Origin of the sequence: Novosphingobium mathurense (assembly GCF_900168325.1) — a bacterium.
Classification (GTDB): Bacteria; Pseudomonadota; Alphaproteobacteria; order Sphingomonadales; family Sphingomonadaceae; genus Novosphingobium; species Novosphingobium mathurense.
In genome coordinates, this window is record NZ_FVZE01000001.1 from 1,318,120 (window position 1) to 1,335,493 (window position 17,374).

Consider the following 17,374-nt stretch of genomic DNA (forward strand, 5'->3'; position numbering starts at 1 on the left):
TCGGGCCGCTCTCACCCCGGCGTCATCAGTCCATCAGCCCGTGCGCTGCGTCCTTTTCCTCGACAGTCCAGGTCTGGCCCTTCGAGAGCAGCTTGCCCAGGTTGGCAGTCTTGCCTTCGATCAGCTTCGCGCGTTCGGCCACGACTTCGCCTTCGAAGGTCGGACGCGGATCGTCGTAGATCACGCCCAGCGCCATCGGGAACGGACCGAAGGGCATTTCGACCAGCATGTGCGCAAGGCCACGGTTCTTCACGTTGTGAACCGCAACGTCGGCTGCCTGCCAGTCACCGTCGACGACATCTACGACCTTGAGGGTCAGCGTGTCATGATCGAGCGAAAGGCCCTTGGTACCCTTGGCGAAAAGCAGCGGCTCACCGTCGGTGCACCAGATCTGGTTCTCGGCTGCCACCCCCTTGGCGGTGAAGTCGTCGAAGCGATCCTTGTTGTAGACGATGCAGTTCTGGAAGATCTCGATGAAGGCCGCCCCCTTGTGGGCGTGGGCCGCCTTGAGCACTTCGGGCAGGTCCTTCGAGACGTCGTAACCGCGCGCCACGAAGCGAGCGCCCGAACCCAGCGCGAAGGCGCAGGGCAGTGCCGGCCGGTCGACCGAGCCGACCGGCGACGTCGGCGAGCTGGTGCCGACGCGACTGGTGGGCGAGTACTGGCCCTTGGTCAGACCGTAGATCTCGTTGTTGAACAGCATGATCTGACAGTCGAGATTGCGGCGCAGCACGTGCATTGTGTGATTGCCGCCGATCGACATGCCGTCACCGTCGCCGGTGACCAGCCATACGTCGAGCTCGGGATTGGCGAGCTTGATGCCGGTGGCGAAGGCCGGGGCGCGGCCGTGGATCGTGTGGAAGCCGTAGCTTTCGACGTAGTACGGGAAGCGGCTGGAGCAGCCGATGCCCGAGACGAACACGGTGTTCTTCGGATCGGCGCCGATCATCGGAAGGGTGCGCTGCACGGCCTTGAGGATCGCGTAGTCGCCGCAGCCGGGGCACCAGCGGACTTCCTGATCGGATTCCCAGTCCTTGAGCGTGGTCTGGATGGGGGTCATGTCGTTCATGGCTCAGGCCTCCGGATTCGGGAGCTGGGTATCGTTGACGGGCACTTCGCCTTCGGCATGGCCGGGCACGCCATCGAAGAAGGATGCAATGGCTTCCTCGATCTCGGCGATGGCGAAAGGCTGGCCGCTGGTCTTGTTGAGCGGCACGGCATCGACCAGGAACTGGTCGCGCAGCACGGTCTTGAACTGGCCGGTGTTCATCTCGGGGACGAGCACCTTCTCGAAACCGGCAAGCAAGTCGCCCATGTTGGCCGGCAGCGGCCAGACGTGGCGGACGTGGATGTGGCTGACGTCGTAGCCCTTGCGGCGCGCACGACGCACCGCCTGGTGGATCGGACCGTAAGTCGAACCCCAGCCGACCACCGCAAGCCTGCCGTTCTCGTTGCCGAGGCAGACATCCTGTGCAGGCACGGCCGCGGCAATGCCATCGACCTTCGCCTTGCGCGCATCGGTCTGGGCCTGGTGCGTCGCGGGCGAATAGTCGAGGTCACCGGTGTCGATGGCCTTCTCGATGCCGCCGACGCGGTGCATCAGGTCGGCCGTGCCGGGCTTGATCCACGGACGCACACCACGCTCGTCCCGCTTGTAGGGAAGAACCTTGCCGTCCGGGTTGTTGGTGTCCTCGAGGAACTTGACCGGGAAAGGTTCGAAGGTCGACGGATCGGGCACCAGCCACGGCTCCGAAGCATTGCCGATATAGCCATCGGTCAGCAGCATGACCGGGGTCATGAACTGGGTGGCGATGCGGCAGGCCTCGATGGCGCACTCGAAGGCGTCGGCCGGCGAGCGGGCAGCGATAACCGGCAGCGGCGCGTCGCCATTGCGGCCGTAGACCGCCTGATAGAGGTCCGACTGCTCGGTCTTGGTCGGCAGGCCCGTCGAAGGACCGCCGCGCTGCGAGTTGACGATGACGAGCGGCAGCTCGGTCATGATCGCAAGGCCCATGGCCTCACCCTTGAGCGCGATGCCCGGGCCCGAGGACGAGGTGACGCCGAGCTGACCGGCGTAGGATGCGCCGATGGCCGAGCAGATCGCAGCGATCTCGTCTTCCGCCTGGAAGGTGGTGACGCCGAATTCCTTCATCTTCACGAGGTTGTGAAGGATCGCCGAAGCCGGGGTGATCGGGTAGCCGCCGAAGAACATCGGCAGTTCCGCCAGCTGCGCACCGGCGACGAGGCCAAGCGAGACAGCTTCCGCGCCGGTAATCGTACGATAGAGGCCCGGTTCGGACGGCACCGGATCGATGTGCAGCTTCTTGAGCGGACCGGCCAGTTCGGCGGTTTCGCCATAGGCATGGCCGGCATTGAGCGCGGCGATGTTGGCATCGGCGAGGACCGGGTTCTTGGCGAACTTGGTCTTCAGCCAGTTCACCAGCGGCTCACGGTCGCGGTCGAACATCCACAGGGCCAGGCCCAGCGTCCACATGTTCTTGCAGCGCAGCGCTTCCTTGTTGCCAAGGCCGAACGGCTTCACCGCCTCGAGCGTCAGCGCCGAGATGTCGAAGGCGAGCACGTCCCACTTGGCGAGGCTGCCATCCTCGAGCGGGCTGGTCTCGTACTTCGCCTTGTCGAGGTTGCGCTTGGAGAACTCGCCGGTGTCGGCAATGACGAGACCGCCGGGCTTGAGCGCCTGGACATTGGTCTTCAGAGCGGCCGGGTTCATCGCCACGAGCACGTCGGGCGCGTCGCCCGCGGTCGTGATCTCGCTCGAACCGAAGTTGATCTGGAAAGCCGAGACGCCGAACAGCGTCCCCTGCGGTGCGCGAATTTCCGCCGGGAAGTCCGGGAAAGTCGCCAGGTCGTTACCTGCCAGTGCGGTCGACAGCGTGAACTGACCGCCGGTGAGCTGCATACCATCGCCCGAGTCGCCAGCGAAGCGCACGACGACGGCTTCGGGCGATGCTTCCTGCACGGAAGCCGGCTTTTCCTGTTCGGCTGTAATTGATGCCATCATTTTCCTCTTCGGCTGCACGCCGGAACTGCTCTTGCCTCTGTGCACGTGGGCTTTCCGGGGCCCGGGTGCAATTTAGAAAATCTCTCAGGCGGACAAACCTGTCATTTCCGCAAGAGAACCATAAAAGACGCTAGTCAAGAGCATCGCCTTCGGTCATTCTCTGTTTCATGCGTTGCGCGGACCGGCTATTGCAGCATCCCTTCTCTCCCGCCGCATCCCCTCATAACCCACGGAATCCTTATTCTCGATGAACGATTTCTCGTCCCTGCCCTATCGCCCCTGCGTCGGCGTCATGCTCGTCAACGCTGACGGCAAAGTGTTCGTCGGCAAGCGGATCGACACCAAGGAAGGCGACTGGTGGCAGATGCCCCAGGGCGGCGTCGACGACGGCGAGGATCTGCGCGAAGCGGCCCTGCGCGAGCTTCACGAGGAAACCGGCGTAACGGAACGGCACGTGACGATCCTGAGCCGCACCAAGGAAGAACTGCTCTACGACCTGCCCGACGAACTGTTGGGCAAGCTCTGGAAGGGCAAGTACCGCGGCCAGCGCCAGCACTGGTTCCTCGCCCGCTTCGAGGGCAGCGATGAAGACGTCGATCTCGAGGCGCACAATCCGCCCGAATTCTGCGACTGGAAATGGGTCGAGGCCGCCCTGCTTCCGGACCTCATCGTGCCATTCAAGAAGCGCGTCTATCGCTCTGTCGTTGAAGAGTTTCGCGCGCTGATCTGAGCGCGCTCAACACGCACGCTCTCACCTGACATATTGACGCACATCGGCCGTCATGCTGAAGACGTTTCAGCGTAACGGCCGGCATGCGATCAGTTTTCGCTGACGATGGGCCTGGGCGTCACGGCCTCGGCAGTGACCATGCGCGGGCTTGGCCCCTTGGCGATGGCCGCAGCGAGCTTTTCCGTGGCCGCGCAGGAATTGCCGCAAAGCGCTTCGAGCCGGGCGAGGTTGCGGTTCGCCTTTTCGGTCGCGCCCTTTTCGGCCAGCGCCATGCCTTCACCGGCAAGCGCATCTAGATTGCGCGGGTCGGAGGCCAGCACCATGCGGTAGTAGTGCACGGCCTTGCCCTGCATGCCGGTGCGCCGGGTGGCTTCGGCCAGCGCGACCAGCACCGAGACATCGCCCGGTTCGACGGTCAGCGCCGCTTCATAGGCATCGATCGCGGCCTGCAGCTTTCCGGAAGAGACGGCGGCGCGTCCTTCGCTCATGAGCTTCGCGGCACGCGGATCGAGCGCCTCCGAGGGTTCGGAGAGGATGGCGCTGGAAGAAACGGCAACGAGAAGCGAAAGAGCAATGGCAGCGGGCGTGTAACGCATCAGCATGTCCTTGGCCGAGGGTTTCGTCCTCATCATGGGGATTACGCTATCATACGCAAGTCATACGTGCGACGAAAAAGCCGTCGGTCCCGTCATGATACGGTGAGAGGCGCAGGCCGGAGCCGCGCTCGGTTCCGGCGGCAAGCGCCGGGATGTCGGCCCGCCAACCGGGATTGCGGGCCAGGAAGCCGCTCGCCTGATCGGCCCCTTCCTCGTCCAGCAGCGAGCAGGTCACGAATACGAGGCGTCCACCGGGCCGGACCAGCCCCGCCGCAACATCGAGCAGGCGCGACTGGATCGCGACATAGCGTTCGAGCTGCCTGGACGTGAGACGCCAGCGCGCTTCCGGGTTGCGTCGCCAGGTACCGGTTCCCGAACAGGGCGCATCGACAAGCACCGCATCGGCCCTGCCGCGCCAAGGCGCCAGCGCCTCGACCTCGCGGCCGGGATCGAGCAGGACGGTCTCGACCATCGTCACTCCCGCGCGTTCCGCCCGCGGAGCCAATCGCGACAGGCGCGTGCGGTCGGCGTCGCAGGCGATCAGCTTGCCCCGATTTTCCATCGCTGCCGCCAGCGCAAGGGTCTTGCCGCCGGCCCCGGCGCACAAGTCGATCACCGTCTCGCCCGGCTTTGCCGCCACCGCCTCGCAGGTCAGCTGCGATCCGGTGTCCTGCACCTCGATGGCACCCGCCACATAGGCATCGGACTGCTCGATGCGGGTTTCGGGCGGATAGCGCCAGCCATGCGCGGCGACGGTCCGCTCGCCGCCCTGAGGCAGGGTCACGCGCCCTGCCCGCAGCGTATTGACGCGAATGTCGAGCGGCGCGCGGTCGAGCAAAGAAGCCGCGTCGTCTGGCATCACCCCGCTGGCAGCAAGGCGATCCTGCAACCAGCCGGGCGCGATCCCGCCTTCGGCCCTTGGCTCATCCGGTTCGACAGGCGCCGGGGCATGGCGCGATCCGTCGAACAGGGAGGCGATGACGGGGTCCTCGGCCGCGACACGCAACATCGCCGCGCGGCCGGTCTCGGGCACTTCGCCGCAGGCCCTGATCGCCCGGTAGGCCAGCTCGCGCACGGCCCTGCGGTCCTTGCTGCCGGCAAAGCGGCGCGCACGGAACCAGTCGGCGATCAGCCGGTCGGCAGGCGCGCCATTGGCGCGCACGGCGGCAATCACGAGATCGAGGATCTCGATCGCGGCCTGAACGCGGGCGGCGGGCGTCATCGCCCGCCCCTCAACGCGACGGGTAGTTCGGCGCCTCGCGGGTGATGGTGACGTCGTGGACGTGGCTCTCGCGCAGGCCGGCATTGGTGATGCGCACGAACTGCGCGTTCTTGCGCATGTCCTCGATGGTGGCCGAACCGGTGTAGCCCATGGCAGCCTTCACACCGCCCACGAGCTGGTGGATGACATCCTTGGCCGGGCCCTTGAAGGCCACCTGACCCTCGATGCCTTCGGGCACGAGCTTCATCTGGTCCTTGATATCGCCCTGGAAATAGCGGTCCGCCGATCCGCGACCCATCGCGCCGACCGAGCCCATGCCACGGTACGACTTGTAGGCGCGTCCCTGATACAGGAACGTCTCGCCCGGGGCTTCCTCGGTACCGGCCAGCATCGAGCCGACCATGATCGTCGAGGCACCGGCGGCAAGCGCCTTGGCCGCATCGCCAGAAGTACGCAGACCGCCATCGGCGATGACCGGGACGCCCGACTTGTCGGCTTCCTCTGCGGCATCCATGATCGCGGTCAGCTGCGGCACGCCGACACCGGCGACGACGCGGGTGGTGCAGATCGAGCCGGGGCCGATACCGACCTTCACGCAGTCCGCACCGGCATCGATCAGCGCACGGGCCGCTTCGGCCGTGGCGATGTTGCCGGCAATGACCTGTGCCGAGTTCGACAGCTTCTTCACGCGCTCGACGGCCAGCGCGACGTCCCTGTTGTGGCCATGCGCGGTGTCGATCACGACGACATCGCATTCAGCGGCTAGCAGCGCCTCGGTGCGCTCGAAGCCCTTGTCGCCCACGGTCGTTGCCGCAGCAACGCGCAGGCGGCCGGCGGCGTCCTTGGTGGCGTCGGGATACGTGACGGCCTTCTCGATGTCCTTGACCGTGATCAGGCCGACGCAGTGGAAGGAATCGTCGACGACCAGCAGCTTTTCGATGCGGCGGTGGTGAAGCAGGCGGCGCGCCTCTTCCTGCGAAACGCCGACCTGAACCGTCGCGAGGTTCTCATGGGTCATGAGCTCGCGGACCGGCTGGTTCGGGTTGTCGGCGAAGCGCACGTCGCGGTTGGTCAGTATGCCGACCAGCTTGCCGGGACCTTCGACGACCGGGATGCCGCTGATGCGGTTGGCAAGCATGATCGCCTGTGCCTCGCCAAGCGTCGCATCGGGCGAAATCGTGATCGGGTTGACCACCATGCCGCTTTCGAAGCGCTTGACCGCGCGGACCGCGGCGCACTGTTCCTCGATCGTGAGGTTGCGGTGAAGAACGCCGATGCCGCCCATCTGCGCCATGACGATCGCCATGTCGGCTTCGGTAACGGTATCCATCGCCGAGGAAATAACCGGGATGTTGAGACCGATTTCGCGGGTGAGACGCGTGCGGGTATCGGCCTGGGTCGGGACGATGTCGGACTTTGCCGGACGCAGCAGGACGTCGTCGAAAGTAAGTCCGAGCTGGATTTCCATGTGTGCCACCATGCCTTGTGCGGGGGAGAATCGTGGCGGCCCATGTAATCAAAGGTGCCCAATTGGGCTAGTGCCTGATTTCGCCAAGGTGGCACGGATTGCCGGTCATCCGGCGCCGGGCTCCACCGGCACCTTGCGCAGATCCCCGAACCAGCGACCGAGCGCAGTCAGCATCTTCACGTCCTGGACGGCCCCGCCCAGTTCGATGGGATGCGAAAGATCGTCGCTAGGTCTATGATAATCCCCGTCGAAAAAGGCGCGCATCCGGTCGATGTCGCCATAGGCGGTGGTCACCATGACAGTGGGAATGTCATGCTGCAGCAGGGCCCAACCGTCCTGGCGCTTGACGAATTCGTTGGCGTCGTCGTTGTCCCGCAGGCGAAATTTCTCTGCCTTCGCGACCTTGGCGATATCCGCATCGAGCGCGGTCATCCCGCGCCCGACAATGGCGAAGGGCGTGCCCTTGGGGGCAATGGCAACCGAATCGATGTTGAAGGCCGCAACGATCCGGGTGAGCGGGAGCGGCGGATTCTCGGCGAAGGCATGGGCGCCCAGCAGGCCCAGTTCCTCTGCCGTCGTTGCCAGGAAATAGACATCGCGGTCGAGCGGCTGGCCCCGGGCAAGACGGCGTGCCACTTCTGTCATCGCCGCAACCCCGCTGGCATTGTCGACCGCGCCATTGCAGATCCGGTCCTCCGAGGTCGGCTCGCCGCATTCGCCGAAGTGATCCCAGTGCGCCACGTAGAGCACGGCGCCGGCCTCGGGATGGCGTCCGGGCAGCTTGCCGATCAGGTTGTGCGTGTGGATCGTGGTTTCGCGCGTCGTCGCCTCGAGCGAGGCTGTCAGGTCGAGGGTGATCGGCGCGAAGTCTTCCGCATCGGCCAGTTTCTCCAGCCCTTCGAGGCTTTGCGAAGTACCCTTGAGCAGGGTCGTCATGTCTTCGCGGGTGATGAATGCCTCAAGGTCACCGCCGATCGCATCGTCGGACAGTGCGTAACCGGAGCGCTTGCGACGCGCGGCGACCTGCTCGAGGCTGCGATCGCCGTCGAGCACGGTCAGCACTGCCGAGGCGCCAAGTGCCAGCAGTTCGTTCTGCCGCTCGCTGTCGGGGCGGCTGCCGTCGAGGATCACCGCGATCCGGCCCGCCAATTCGTTGCGGGTAAACGCGTCGCCACGCACCCGGCCGACGAAAAGCAGCGGCGCATTGCGCACGAGGCTGCGATGACCCGAGGTCAGCACCAGCACGTTGCGCGGCGAAATGGCGGTGCGATAGCCCTTGCGCTGGAAAGTCGCGTTGGAGGCTGCCGGTTCGCGCGCAACGAGCGTGACCGGCATGAACCATTCGTTGCCCGGATCGTTGGTTCCGGAAACGAGGCCGATGTCGAACCACTGCCTCGCGATGTAGCGCAAGGTCTTCGCCTCGCCCTCGGTACCCGGCTCGCGTCCGTCGAAATCGTCGCTGGCGAGCACCTTGATCTGGGCGAGAAGTTGGGCCTGGATCTCGCGGTCGACCCGCGAGCTTGCAGCGAGTGCGGGGACAGGCGCGGACGCAAAAGCAACGAAAAGCAGGCCAAGAGCGATAGCCCTGATCGTTCGCATCGAACCTGTCACTGGACCCCAATTCATTGCTGCTCTTCTATACGACGTAAATTCCGCAAGTCTCAGAAAACTTCGCGATCCCAGTCGTTTTTGCCCGTCCAGGGGCCACAGCGTTGCAGCAGTGCCGCACGCACGGGAGGGAACCGACGGCAGGCAATTCAATTTCACTTTCGATAGCAGTCCGGATAGGCAGGTTCGATCCTGCCGGTCCGGTGCCCGGCCGGATGGCGTAACGGGCGGGAAAGGATAACAAATCATGCGGCTGAACCGGTTCGATCCTGCAAATATCAAGGTCCGCCGGGGCGGTGGCGGCGGCTTTCCCGGTGGCGGTGGAGCCAAGCTGGGTTGCGGCTCGATTGTCCTCGTCCTGATCGGCGCTTTCGTCTTCGGGCTCGATCCGGCGCAGATGCTCGGCACCATCAGCGAAGTGCAGCAACAGCAGCAGCCTTCGACCGACAGCCGCGCGGCCCCGGGCGATGCCACCGCGATCTGCGAAGCCAATGCCTATTCGCTGGAAGCGTGCAACGCGCTCGATTCGCTCAACCGGACATGGCAGCCGCTGTTCGCGCAGGCGAACATCCCGTTCGACCAGCCGACGCTCAACTTCTTCACCGGCGGCACCCGAACCGGCTGCGGCGCGGCGCAAAGCGCAATGGGACCATTCTATTGCCCGGCCGACCGGGGCATCTACATCGACACCTCCTTCTACGACCAGCTCGACCGCCAGCTCGGCGCGCGCGGCGACTTCGCCCGCTACTACGTGATCGCCCATGAATACGGTCACCATGTGCAGAGCCTGCTCGGCCTCGACCGGAAGGTTCGCAGCGCGCAGCAGCAGAACCCCTCACAGGCGAATGCCCTGTCGGTGCGCATGGAACTGCAGGCGGACTGCTACGCGGGCGTCTGGGCCGGCAAGCATGCCGACCTGATCGAACCGGGCGACATGGAGGAAGGCATGACCGCCGCCAGCGCCATCGGTGACGATGCCCTGATGCAAGGGGCGGGCCGCTCGGTCAGCCCGGAGAGTTTCACCCACGGCAGCAGCGTCCAGCGCATGAAGTGGCTGCGGCGCGGGATCGAGACCGGGAACGAGGACGCCTGCGATACGTTCAATCAACAGTAGGGGAGATGGCTGGGCCCGGTCTCCCGCGCGGAACTGGCCTGGAGGATTGAAGTGCTCAGATCGTGTTTCCTGGTAACCGTGGCCGCCGCGCTCTCGCTCGGCCATGCAGAGGCTCGCAGCCAGGACAAGCCGATCACGGACAGCGACCCCGACGTCATGGACGTCGCCAAGACGCCCACCACCGACCTCAACATCACCAAGGAAGAAATTCCGCCCATCCTGATCGAGGCGATCGACAAGCCCTACGACCTGACAGACCTTGGCAGGTGCAAGCAGCTGATTGCCGCGGTGGAGCGGCTCGACGCGATCCTCGGACCCGACGTGGACCTGCCGCAGGAGGCCCGCGACCGGGTCAGCGCCGGTCGCGTCGCCAAGTGGGTGGTCAGCTCATTCATTCCTTTCCGCGGGCTGATCCGCGAACTGTCAGGCGCCAATGCCCAGGAGCGCGCCGTGCGCACCGCCATCCAGGCGGGCCTCGCCCGTCGCGGCTTCCTCAAGGGAGTCGGCGCGCAGCGCGGCTGCGCCTACCCCGCCTCACCCGCAACGCCCAAGGTGATCAACGCCTATCTCGCCCAGAACGAGAAGGATGATGACAAGAAGGACGACGACAGGAAGGCGCAGGAAGAGCGCAAGGATGAGGAAAAGCAGGACGACAAGGCGCAGGAGACGACAAGCGCCGGCGTTCCCATCGTTTCCGAACCGGTCGTCCAGAAGATTCCCTGATCAAACGCGAGAGCTTGCCCTGCCCGGCCCGGATCAGCTCTTGCTCACACCCATACCCCTGCGCGCCCGCTCGATTTCCCGGTCGAGGTCGAGCAGGATCTCGCTGCGCACATCTTCCTTGATGGTGCGGTCGGTGACGACTGCCGCGCGGGCGGACTGGAGCGACTTGATCACGGCCCTGTGAATGCCCTTCGGCTCACCCGCACAGATCCGGAGGGACCTGCTCTGGCCGTTCGCCTCTTCAGCCCGCGGACTGTCGGCAGGGCAGGTTTCATCGATGACCATTTCCCTGGTCAGGACGTTCCGGCCATTTTCGTCCTTCGTCACCATGCGGATGTGGCGGACCTTGCCATCGGGCGAGACAGTCTCGCTCACTTGCGGGGCGCGGGTCAACGCCCGTGCGGCACTGCGCTCGACTTCGGCTGCGCGCCGTTCGGCCTCGGCAGCCCAACGCTCGGCATCGGCGGTGTGGCGTTCCACTTCGGCTTCGGCACGATGCAGTTCGGCTTCCTGCCGAGCCTCGGCGACGGCTGACGGCGGGGCCGGAGGGGCCGGAGGAGCCGGGGGTTCAGGCGGTACCCTCACGTTGCCCGTTCCGTGCAAATCGGAAACCGAAGGCGGCTCGGGCGCCTGTTGCGGTTCCGGCGGGACGGGAGGCGCCGGGGGTTCCGGCGATTCGGGAATCTCGGGCTCTTCCATCGCTGCATAGCTGACCGTCGCCGTCATCGGCACGGCCACGAGCGATACGGCGAAGAGGCTTCGTGCCAGCACGCGGCGGGCCGGCGAAATGTCGTTGCAGGCCAGAGCCTTGAGGCGGTGAATGATCGGCTTGTCGCCACCCAGCGGCCCGGCGATCGGAGCCGCCAGCGTGACGCGCGAGCCAGCGGCATAGGAAGCAATGAGCCTGCCATAACGCGCCCGAGTCTTGCGATCGCAACCGGCCATGACCCGCGCATCGCACGCCGCCTCCTGATCGCCGCGCAGCGCCCGCCATGCCGCCCATGCCAACGGGTTGAACCAATGGAGCGCGAAAAGCGGCTGGACAGCGATAATCGCGATCAGGTCGTTGCCCGCGTGATGCTCCAGTTCATGGGCAATCGCGAAGTCGGAACTTTCGGAGTCCGTCTCGGCCAGAAACCCGGTCGGCAAAGCGACGACCTTGTCGAAGATGCCGAAGGCGAGCGGCGCGCCAGCGGCCGGGCTCTCGACGATGCGCACGCCTTCGGCCTGCGCCACCTGTCGTGCCCCCGCCAGCAATTCGCGCCGCATGGACGCATAGCTCCAGGCACGCCAGCACAGGAATACGGCAGCACCGCCAAGCCAGAGCGCAATCAGCATACCGGCCCAGGGCGCTTGCGCCAGAAGGCCGGGATCGGCCGCTGCCACAACGGGAACTGCCGTGGTGGAAGGACCCTGCCCCGCCGAAATCTCCGCAAGCTCCACCGAGGCCGGAGCCACGATCATCGCACTCGCCACGATCGGCTCAATCGTCACTTCGGGCCGCGGCAGCAGGCCCTGCGGCAGAGCCAGCGGTGGCAATAGAAAGCGCACCATCGGCAGCGCCCAGAGCGCGTAGGCCGCCGCCGGACCGAACCAGCGCCCGACCGGGCGGCGAACCACGAGCACCAGCGCCATCAGCACACCGGTCATCACAAGCGTATCGGTGAGCCACGCGATCATGACTTGAGCTCCTTCAGCAGGGCCTCGATCTCGGCAATGTCATCTTCCGTCAGTGCTTCGTTCTGCGCAAGATGGGCGAAGAGCGGAGCCGCGCGTCCGCCGAACAGGCGGTCGACGAGGCGGCGGCTTTCAGTCCCGACATAAGCTTCGCGCGCCATTTTCGGTGAATACAGGAAGCGCTTGCCGTCCGGCTCGGTAGCGACGGCCTGCTTGGCGACAAGACGCGAGAGCAGCGTCTTGACCGTCGCAAGGCTCCAGCCGCGCGGACCGCAGACTTCTTCGCAGACTTCCTGGGCGGTGAGCGGGCTGCGTTCCCACAGCGCCTCCATCACCGCATGCTCGGCTTCCGAGATGCGCTCGGGCTGCACGGACTCGTCGGACACCCTCACCTCCATCGTTTACAGACGTAATCGATTACGTCTGTAAACATGAACGCCGGATGAACGGCATCGACCGATCAGGGCAGCACTCCGATCGGATCGGGACTGCCGTCCCGGTCGCCGGAAACCGTTCCGCCCGACACAACAGTGGCATTGCCGGTCAACAGGATGCCCGAGAGATGGGGCGCAGCCATCGAGGTTCCGTCCTTGGAAGTCGTACCGGTGCTGTTCGGGACGAGCGAAACAATTCCGACGCCCGGTTCGGCCCAGTCGACGGAACCGCCATAGTTGGAGAACGAAGCCTTCCGGTCGCGCTTGTCGGATGCAGAAACGGTGTAGAGCCCGGTCCCATTCTGGTCGGCCGGAGACACCTTCCTGATGTCGACGTCCACATTATCGTTGCCTGCCGCCATCACCACGTGAAAGCCGACAGCGGCCAAATTCACAACGGCCTGGTCGAGAACGGTCGAATTGGGATCCGCGTTGAGACTAAGGTTCACAACATCGCCTGCCGTGCCAGCCGTGGCAACGTAATTGAGACCCGCCAGCACATCGGTATCCGGCGCAACGCCCAGCGAGTCCAGGACCCTTACCGATACCACCGTGGCCCCGGCCGCCACCCCGGCAATCCCGATGCCATTGCCCCTGATCGCCGCGATTGTCCCGGCAACGTGCGTGCCGTGGCCGTTGAAGTCGGCGTAGGAGACCGTGTTACCGCCAAGAGTGTCACCGGTCAGAAAGGACCTGCTCAGGCCCCCATTGATCACAAGATCGGTGTTCGGGCCGACACCGGTATCGACGACCCAGGCCAGCCTGCCATTGGGCGTCCCCGGGCCGCCCACGCGCTGGATGTCCCAGGGGATCGTTTCCCCACTGCCACTGCCGCCATTGCCGCCCCCTCCTCCGCCACCGCTTCCCGGAGGTCCCCCGCGCGAAGGCATGGCCGTCGCACCGGCTTCTCCATCCGGCAAACCGACATAGTGCGCCTGCGTGCAGGAGGAGAGGTCGAGGTCCTTGTCCAGCAATTGTGCAATGGCCTGCGCCGATGCGCGGATGGCAAAGCCGTTCAGCAAGGCGGAATAGACGTGAAGGAGGCGCCCGCCAGTGGCCTGAACGGCCATGTTCGCCGCATACGTCGCGGTGATCGGTCCGGGCTTGAAGGTACACAGGAAAGTGTTCGGAACAGGATCGCCGATCTGCTGCGCCCCTGCCGGCTGCGTGGCGATGAATGCCGAAACTGCAGCGGCAACGAAAAACCTTGCTCGACCTATCATATCGCCCCTCCCGAGTATCCCTGAACCCACCTCACGCCTTCTTTTTGATGCGATCAGGATAAGTCATCGGAGACAATTCGGCAATTCGGCAAGGGTATAGCGACTTGCGGACTATTGACGACAAGGGGCTGCAACCCAACGCTTGGCGCAAGCGTCTGGACTGATTCAGGTAAAGCCCCGCGGCAGCTGCGCCGGGTTCGCCTACTCCGAGACCTTTCGGAAGGTTATTTCCCGTCCGTAGCGTTCAAGCAGGAACATGCCGTCGCTCTCGAACAGGCCCGTATGGTCGAACGCCTTGAAACCGAGGTCATTGGCATGGAACGCAAAATACAGAGACTTGCCCGATGGCTGCGGCACCGGGATCGGTTCCCCGCGCACTTCGAAGATCGGCAGGGCGAGGCTTATCGAAAGAAGCTGGTCACTGTCGGAAACCGGAATCTGGATAGCGCCATCGGAAAAGTCGGCGATCGTGCCGGTCCCGTCAGCGCGTTCGACGATGGCGCTGAACAGCGAGACCGGCAGGTTGCCGTTCCCTTCGAGGTGGAGCGTCACGGCATCGGGTGCGCCCGATCCCTGCTCGGTGCCCAGCAATTCAAATTGCGGCGGCGTGGAAGGATCGCTGTTCAGGACGATGCCGCCGTCCTGTCGGGTCCAGGTTCCCGTCGAATATTCGTCAACAGCGCCGTAGCTCAGCGCATAGCGGTAACGGCCATCCTCGCCCAGTTCCAGCCAGGCAGCCATTTCCGTCCGCGAACCGTCGTAAGTGCCGGCAATCGATGCAGGCTCAGCCACCTCCTGGGCGGCAGGCTCCTGCTTCGCGGCGACGGGGGCCGGGTGAAGCAGGGCAAGCAGGGGCGCGGCGGCGACCCAGGATTTCAGGATCGCCGCGCGCCCCGCCATGGTCTTAGTAAACGCGCGCCTTGGGCTTGATGTACTCGACATCGTCGGTCAGCGTGTATTCGTGGACCGGGCGATAGTCGAGACGGACTTCGCCACCCTTGCCGCCCCAGCCGTTGAACCAGCCAACGGTGTGCTTCATCCAGTTCGCGTCGTCGCGGTTCGGGAAGTCCTCGTGCGCGTGGGCACCGCGGCTTTCCTTGCGCGCCTGGGCGCCATGCAGCGTGACCGAAGCCTGCGAGATCAGGTTGTCGAGTTCCAGCGTTTCCACCAGGTCCGAGTTCCAGATCAGGCCGCGGTCGGTGACCTTGATGTCCTGCATGCGCTCATAAGTTGCGGCCAGCTTCTGCTTGCCTTCGACCATGAGTTCATCGGTGCGGAACACCGCGGCGTGAGCCGACATCGTACGCTGCATCTCGGTGCGCACTTCCGCCGTCGGCGAACCGCCGTTGGCGTTGCGGAAGTGGTCGAGGCGGGTGAGCGACATGTCTGCCGAGTCCTTCGGCAGTTCGGGCTGCGCAGCGCCGGCCTTGACGATTTCCTTGAGGCGGTGACCGGTCGCACGGCCGAAAACCACGAGGTCGATCAGCGAGTTCGAGCCCAGGCGGTTGGCGCCGTGAACCGAGACGCAGGCAGCCTCGCCCACCGCGAAGAGGCCCGGAACCACGGTGTCCGGATTGCCGTCCGGACCGATGGTCACGACTTCGCCGTGGTAGTTACAGGGAATGCCGCCCATGTTGTAGTGGACGGTCGGGACGACCGGCAGCGGCTGGCGGGTCAGGTCGACGCCTGCGAAGATCTTGCCACTCTCGGTGATGCCCGGGAGACGCTCTGCCAGCACCTTGGGATCGATGTGATCGAGATGCAGGTAGATGTGGTCCTTGTGCGGGCCGACGCCGCGGCCTTCGCGGATTTCCAGCGCCATCGAGCGCGAGACGACGTCGCGCGAGGCGAGGTCCTTCGCGGAAGGCGCGTAACGCTCCATGAAGCGCTCGCCCTCGGAGTTGGTGAGGTAGCCGCCCTCGCCGCGCGCGCCTTCGGTGATGAGCACGCCCGCGCCGTAGATGCCGGTCGGGTGGAACTGCACGAATTCCATGTCCTGCAGGGGCAGGCCCGCGCGCAGGACCATGCCGCCGCCGTCGCCGGTGCAGGTATGGGCCGAAGTGGCGGTGTAGTAGCTGCGGCCGTAACCGCCGGTCGCGAGCACGACGGCCTGCGAGCGGAAACGGTGAATCGAGCCGTCATCGAGGCACAGCGCGATCACGCCGACGCACTTGCCGCCGTCCATGATCAGGTCGATCGCGAAGTATTCGATGAAGAAGTCCGCGTCGTACTTCAGCGACTGCTGGTACAGCGCATGCAGCATGGCGTGGCCGGTACGGTCGGCGGCGGCGCAGGTGCGCTGCACCGGCGGGCCTTCGCCCATGTTCTGCATGTGGCCGCCGAACGGGCGCTGGTAGATCGTGCCGTCGGCATTGCGGCTGAAGGGCACACCGGCATGCTCCAGCTCGTAGACCGCGGCCGGGGCTTCGCGCACCATGTATTCGATGGCGTCCTGGTCGCCCAGCCAGTCAGACCCCTTGACGGTGTCGTACATGTGCCAGGTCCAGTGGTCCGGCGTGTTGTTGCACAGCGAGGCGGCGATGCCGCCCTGTGCCGCAACGGTGTGCGAACGGGTCGGGAAAACCTTGGTGATGCACGCGGTCTTCAGGCCGGCTTCGGCCGAACCCATCGTGGCGCGCAGACCCGAACCACCGGCGCCGACGACGACGGTGTCATAGATGTGGTCGATGATCTTGTAAGCAGGGGCGGACATCAGGCGTGGGCTCCCAGCGCGAGGCGGACGACGCAGAAGACGCCGAAGGCGGCGCCAGCGAATGCGGCAAGGTTCAGGGCGGCGATGCAGGCGAACTTGTTGGCGTGCTCATGGACGTAGTCCTCGACCACGACCTGGAGGCCGAGGCGCGCGTGCCAGAAGGTCGACACGACCAGCAGCGCCATCGCGGTTGCCGGAACCGGCGTGGCAAGCCACTCGGAAACCGAAGCATAGGTCAGGTCCGGCAGGAGCAGGATCGAGACCGCAAGCCAGAGAACCAGCAGCAGGTTGCCGATGGCGGTGAAACGCTGCACCAGCCAGTGGTGCGGACCGGTCTTGGCCGAGCCGAGGCCGCGGACGCGGCCGATGGATGTTCCGTTACCCATTGTTTTCGTTCCTCAGCGAAGCAGCAGGATCGCCCAGAAGGCGACGGTGAGAACCACGCCCAGGACCGGCGAAAGGATCGACCAGGTGCGGTTCGTCTTGAGTTCGAAGCCGGCGCCGATGTCGAGCACGAAGTGGCGCAGGCCGCTCATCATGTGGGTAAAGAAAGCCCAGGAGATGCCGACCAGCACGATGTAGCCGATCGGAGTGGTCATCGCCCACGCGAAAGTCGCGTAAGCGGCGGGCCCACTTGCGAGTGCGCCAAGCCACCACAACAGCACGCCCAGTCCTGCGAAAGCCAATCCGTTTCCGGTCACGCGATGCATGATCGAAACGAACATGTGCGGACCCCAGCGCCAGATCTGGAGGTGCGGCGACAGCGGACGGTTCTTGGTACCGGCGTTTGCCATGCTCTTGCGAATCCCCTTGCCTGCGGCAGCCAGTGACACTGCCTTCGTCG

The 17,374-nt window shown here is 65.1% G+C and carries 16 protein-coding genes; 3 read left to right on the forward strand and 13 right to left on the reverse strand.

Features of this window, described 5'->3' with window-relative positions; translation table 11 throughout:
• Positions 1-25: 25 nt before the first annotated feature.
• Positions 26-1,069, reverse strand: coding sequence for a 2-oxoacid:ferredoxin oxidoreductase subunit beta (locus B5483_RS06285; protein WP_054947207.1), 1,044 nt, complete (start codon positions 1,067-1,069; stop codon positions 26-28).
• Positions 1,070-1,072: 3 nt separating this feature from the next.
• Positions 1,073-3,019 carry a 2-oxoacid:acceptor oxidoreductase subunit alpha gene (locus tag B5483_RS06290; RefSeq protein ID WP_079729903.1) on the reverse strand — a complete coding sequence of 649 codons (1,947 nt, stop codon included), beginning with the start codon at positions 3,017-3,019 and terminating at the stop codon, positions 1,073-1,075.
• Positions 3,020-3,269: 250 nt separating this feature from the next.
• Between B5483_RS06290 and B5483_RS06295 the strand changes: the two genes are divergently transcribed.
• Positions 3,270-3,752 carry an RNA pyrophosphohydrolase gene (locus B5483_RS06295; protein WP_054947206.1) on the forward strand — a complete coding sequence of 161 codons (483 nt, stop codon included), beginning with the start codon at positions 3,270-3,272 and terminating at the stop codon, positions 3,750-3,752.
• 89 nt (positions 3,753-3,841) lie between these two features.
• Here the strand turns inward: B5483_RS06295 and B5483_RS06300 are convergent, their stop codons facing one another.
• From B5483_RS06300 to B5483_RS06315, 4 genes are all read right to left on the reverse strand, one after another.
• Positions 3,842-4,384, reverse strand: a complete 543-nt coding sequence (locus tag B5483_RS06300; RefSeq protein WP_079729751.1) for a tetratricopeptide repeat protein — start codon at positions 4,382-4,384, stop codon at positions 3,842-3,844.
• A gap of 13 nt (positions 4,385-4,397) precedes the next feature.
• Positions 4,398-5,570: an RsmB/NOP family class I SAM-dependent RNA methyltransferase gene (locus B5483_RS06305; protein WP_079729752.1), complete on the reverse strand. Its 1,173-nt coding sequence runs from the start codon at positions 5,568-5,570 to the stop codon at positions 4,398-4,400.
• 10 nt (positions 5,571-5,580) lie between these two features.
• Positions 5,581-7,038 carry an IMP dehydrogenase gene (gene guaB, locus B5483_RS06310; protein WP_054947203.1) on the reverse strand — a complete coding sequence of 486 codons (1,458 nt, stop codon included), beginning with the start codon at positions 7,036-7,038 and terminating at the stop codon, positions 5,581-5,583.
• Positions 7,039-7,143: 105 nt separating this feature from the next.
• Positions 7,144-8,664, reverse strand: a complete 1,521-nt coding sequence (locus B5483_RS06315) for a M20/M25/M40 family metallo-hydrolase (RefSeq protein WP_079729753.1) — start codon at positions 8,662-8,664, stop codon at positions 7,144-7,146.
• Between the two features lie 229 nt (positions 8,665-8,893).
• Here B5483_RS06315 and ypfJ point away from each other — a divergent pair, with 229 nt between their 5' ends.
• Both ypfJ and B5483_RS06325 read left to right on the forward strand, forming a co-directional pair.
• On the forward strand, positions 8,894-9,760 hold the full coding sequence (ypfJ, locus tag B5483_RS06320; RefSeq protein ID WP_079729754.1) for a KPN_02809 family neutral zinc metallopeptidase: 867 nt from the start codon (positions 8,894-8,896) through the stop codon (positions 9,758-9,760).
• Between the two features lie 51 nt (positions 9,761-9,811).
• Positions 9,812-10,483, forward strand: coding sequence for a hypothetical protein (locus B5483_RS06325; protein ID WP_079729755.1), 672 nt, complete (start codon positions 9,812-9,814; stop codon positions 10,481-10,483).
• Positions 10,484-10,516: 33 nt separating this feature from the next.
• On the opposite strand, the gene B5483_RS23645 is transcribed toward B5483_RS06325, so the two are convergent.
• The 7 genes from B5483_RS23645 to sdhC all read right to left on the reverse strand — a co-directional run bounded on the left by B5483_RS23645 (position 10,517) and on the right by sdhC (position 17,324).
• Positions 10,517-12,163, reverse strand: coding sequence for a M56 family metallopeptidase (locus B5483_RS23645; protein ID WP_079729756.1), 1,647 nt, complete (start codon positions 12,161-12,163; stop codon positions 10,517-10,519).
• The gene (locus B5483_RS06335) at positions 12,160-12,558 is read right to left on the reverse strand and encodes a BlaI/MecI/CopY family transcriptional regulator (RefSeq protein ID WP_054947198.1); all 399 of its coding nucleotides are present in this window, start codon (positions 12,556-12,558) and stop codon (positions 12,160-12,162) included. Before B5483_RS06335 ends, B5483_RS23645 begins: the two co-directional genes overlap by 4 nt.
• A gap of 62 nt (positions 12,559-12,620) precedes the next feature.
• A complete protein-coding gene (locus B5483_RS06340) occupies positions 12,621-13,817 on the reverse strand; it encodes a S8 family serine peptidase (RefSeq protein WP_054947197.1) in 1,197 nt (398 codons plus the stop codon).
• A gap of 201 nt (positions 13,818-14,018) precedes the next feature.
• Positions 14,019-14,759, reverse strand: coding sequence for a hypothetical protein (locus tag B5483_RS06345; protein ID WP_245828835.1), 741 nt, complete (start codon positions 14,757-14,759; stop codon positions 14,019-14,021).
• Positions 14,722-16,530 (reverse strand): succinate dehydrogenase flavoprotein subunit, encoded by a 1,809-nt coding sequence (sdhA, locus tag B5483_RS06350; RefSeq protein WP_054947195.1) that lies wholly within the window; start codon positions 16,528-16,530, stop codon positions 14,722-14,724. The genes B5483_RS06345 and sdhA overlap by 38 nt, the downstream gene beginning before the upstream one ends.
• Positions 16,530-16,916, reverse strand: coding sequence for a succinate dehydrogenase, hydrophobic membrane anchor protein (sdhD, locus tag B5483_RS06355; RefSeq protein ID WP_054947194.1), 387 nt, complete (start codon positions 16,914-16,916; stop codon positions 16,530-16,532). The genes sdhA and sdhD overlap by 1 nt, the downstream gene beginning before the upstream one ends.
• Before the next feature lie 12 nt (positions 16,917-16,928).
• Positions 16,929-17,324 carry a succinate dehydrogenase, cytochrome b556 subunit gene (gene sdhC, locus B5483_RS06360; RefSeq protein WP_054947221.1) on the reverse strand — a complete coding sequence of 132 codons (396 nt, stop codon included), beginning with the start codon at positions 17,322-17,324 and terminating at the stop codon, positions 16,929-16,931.
• Positions 17,325-17,374 lie beyond the last annotated feature (50 nt).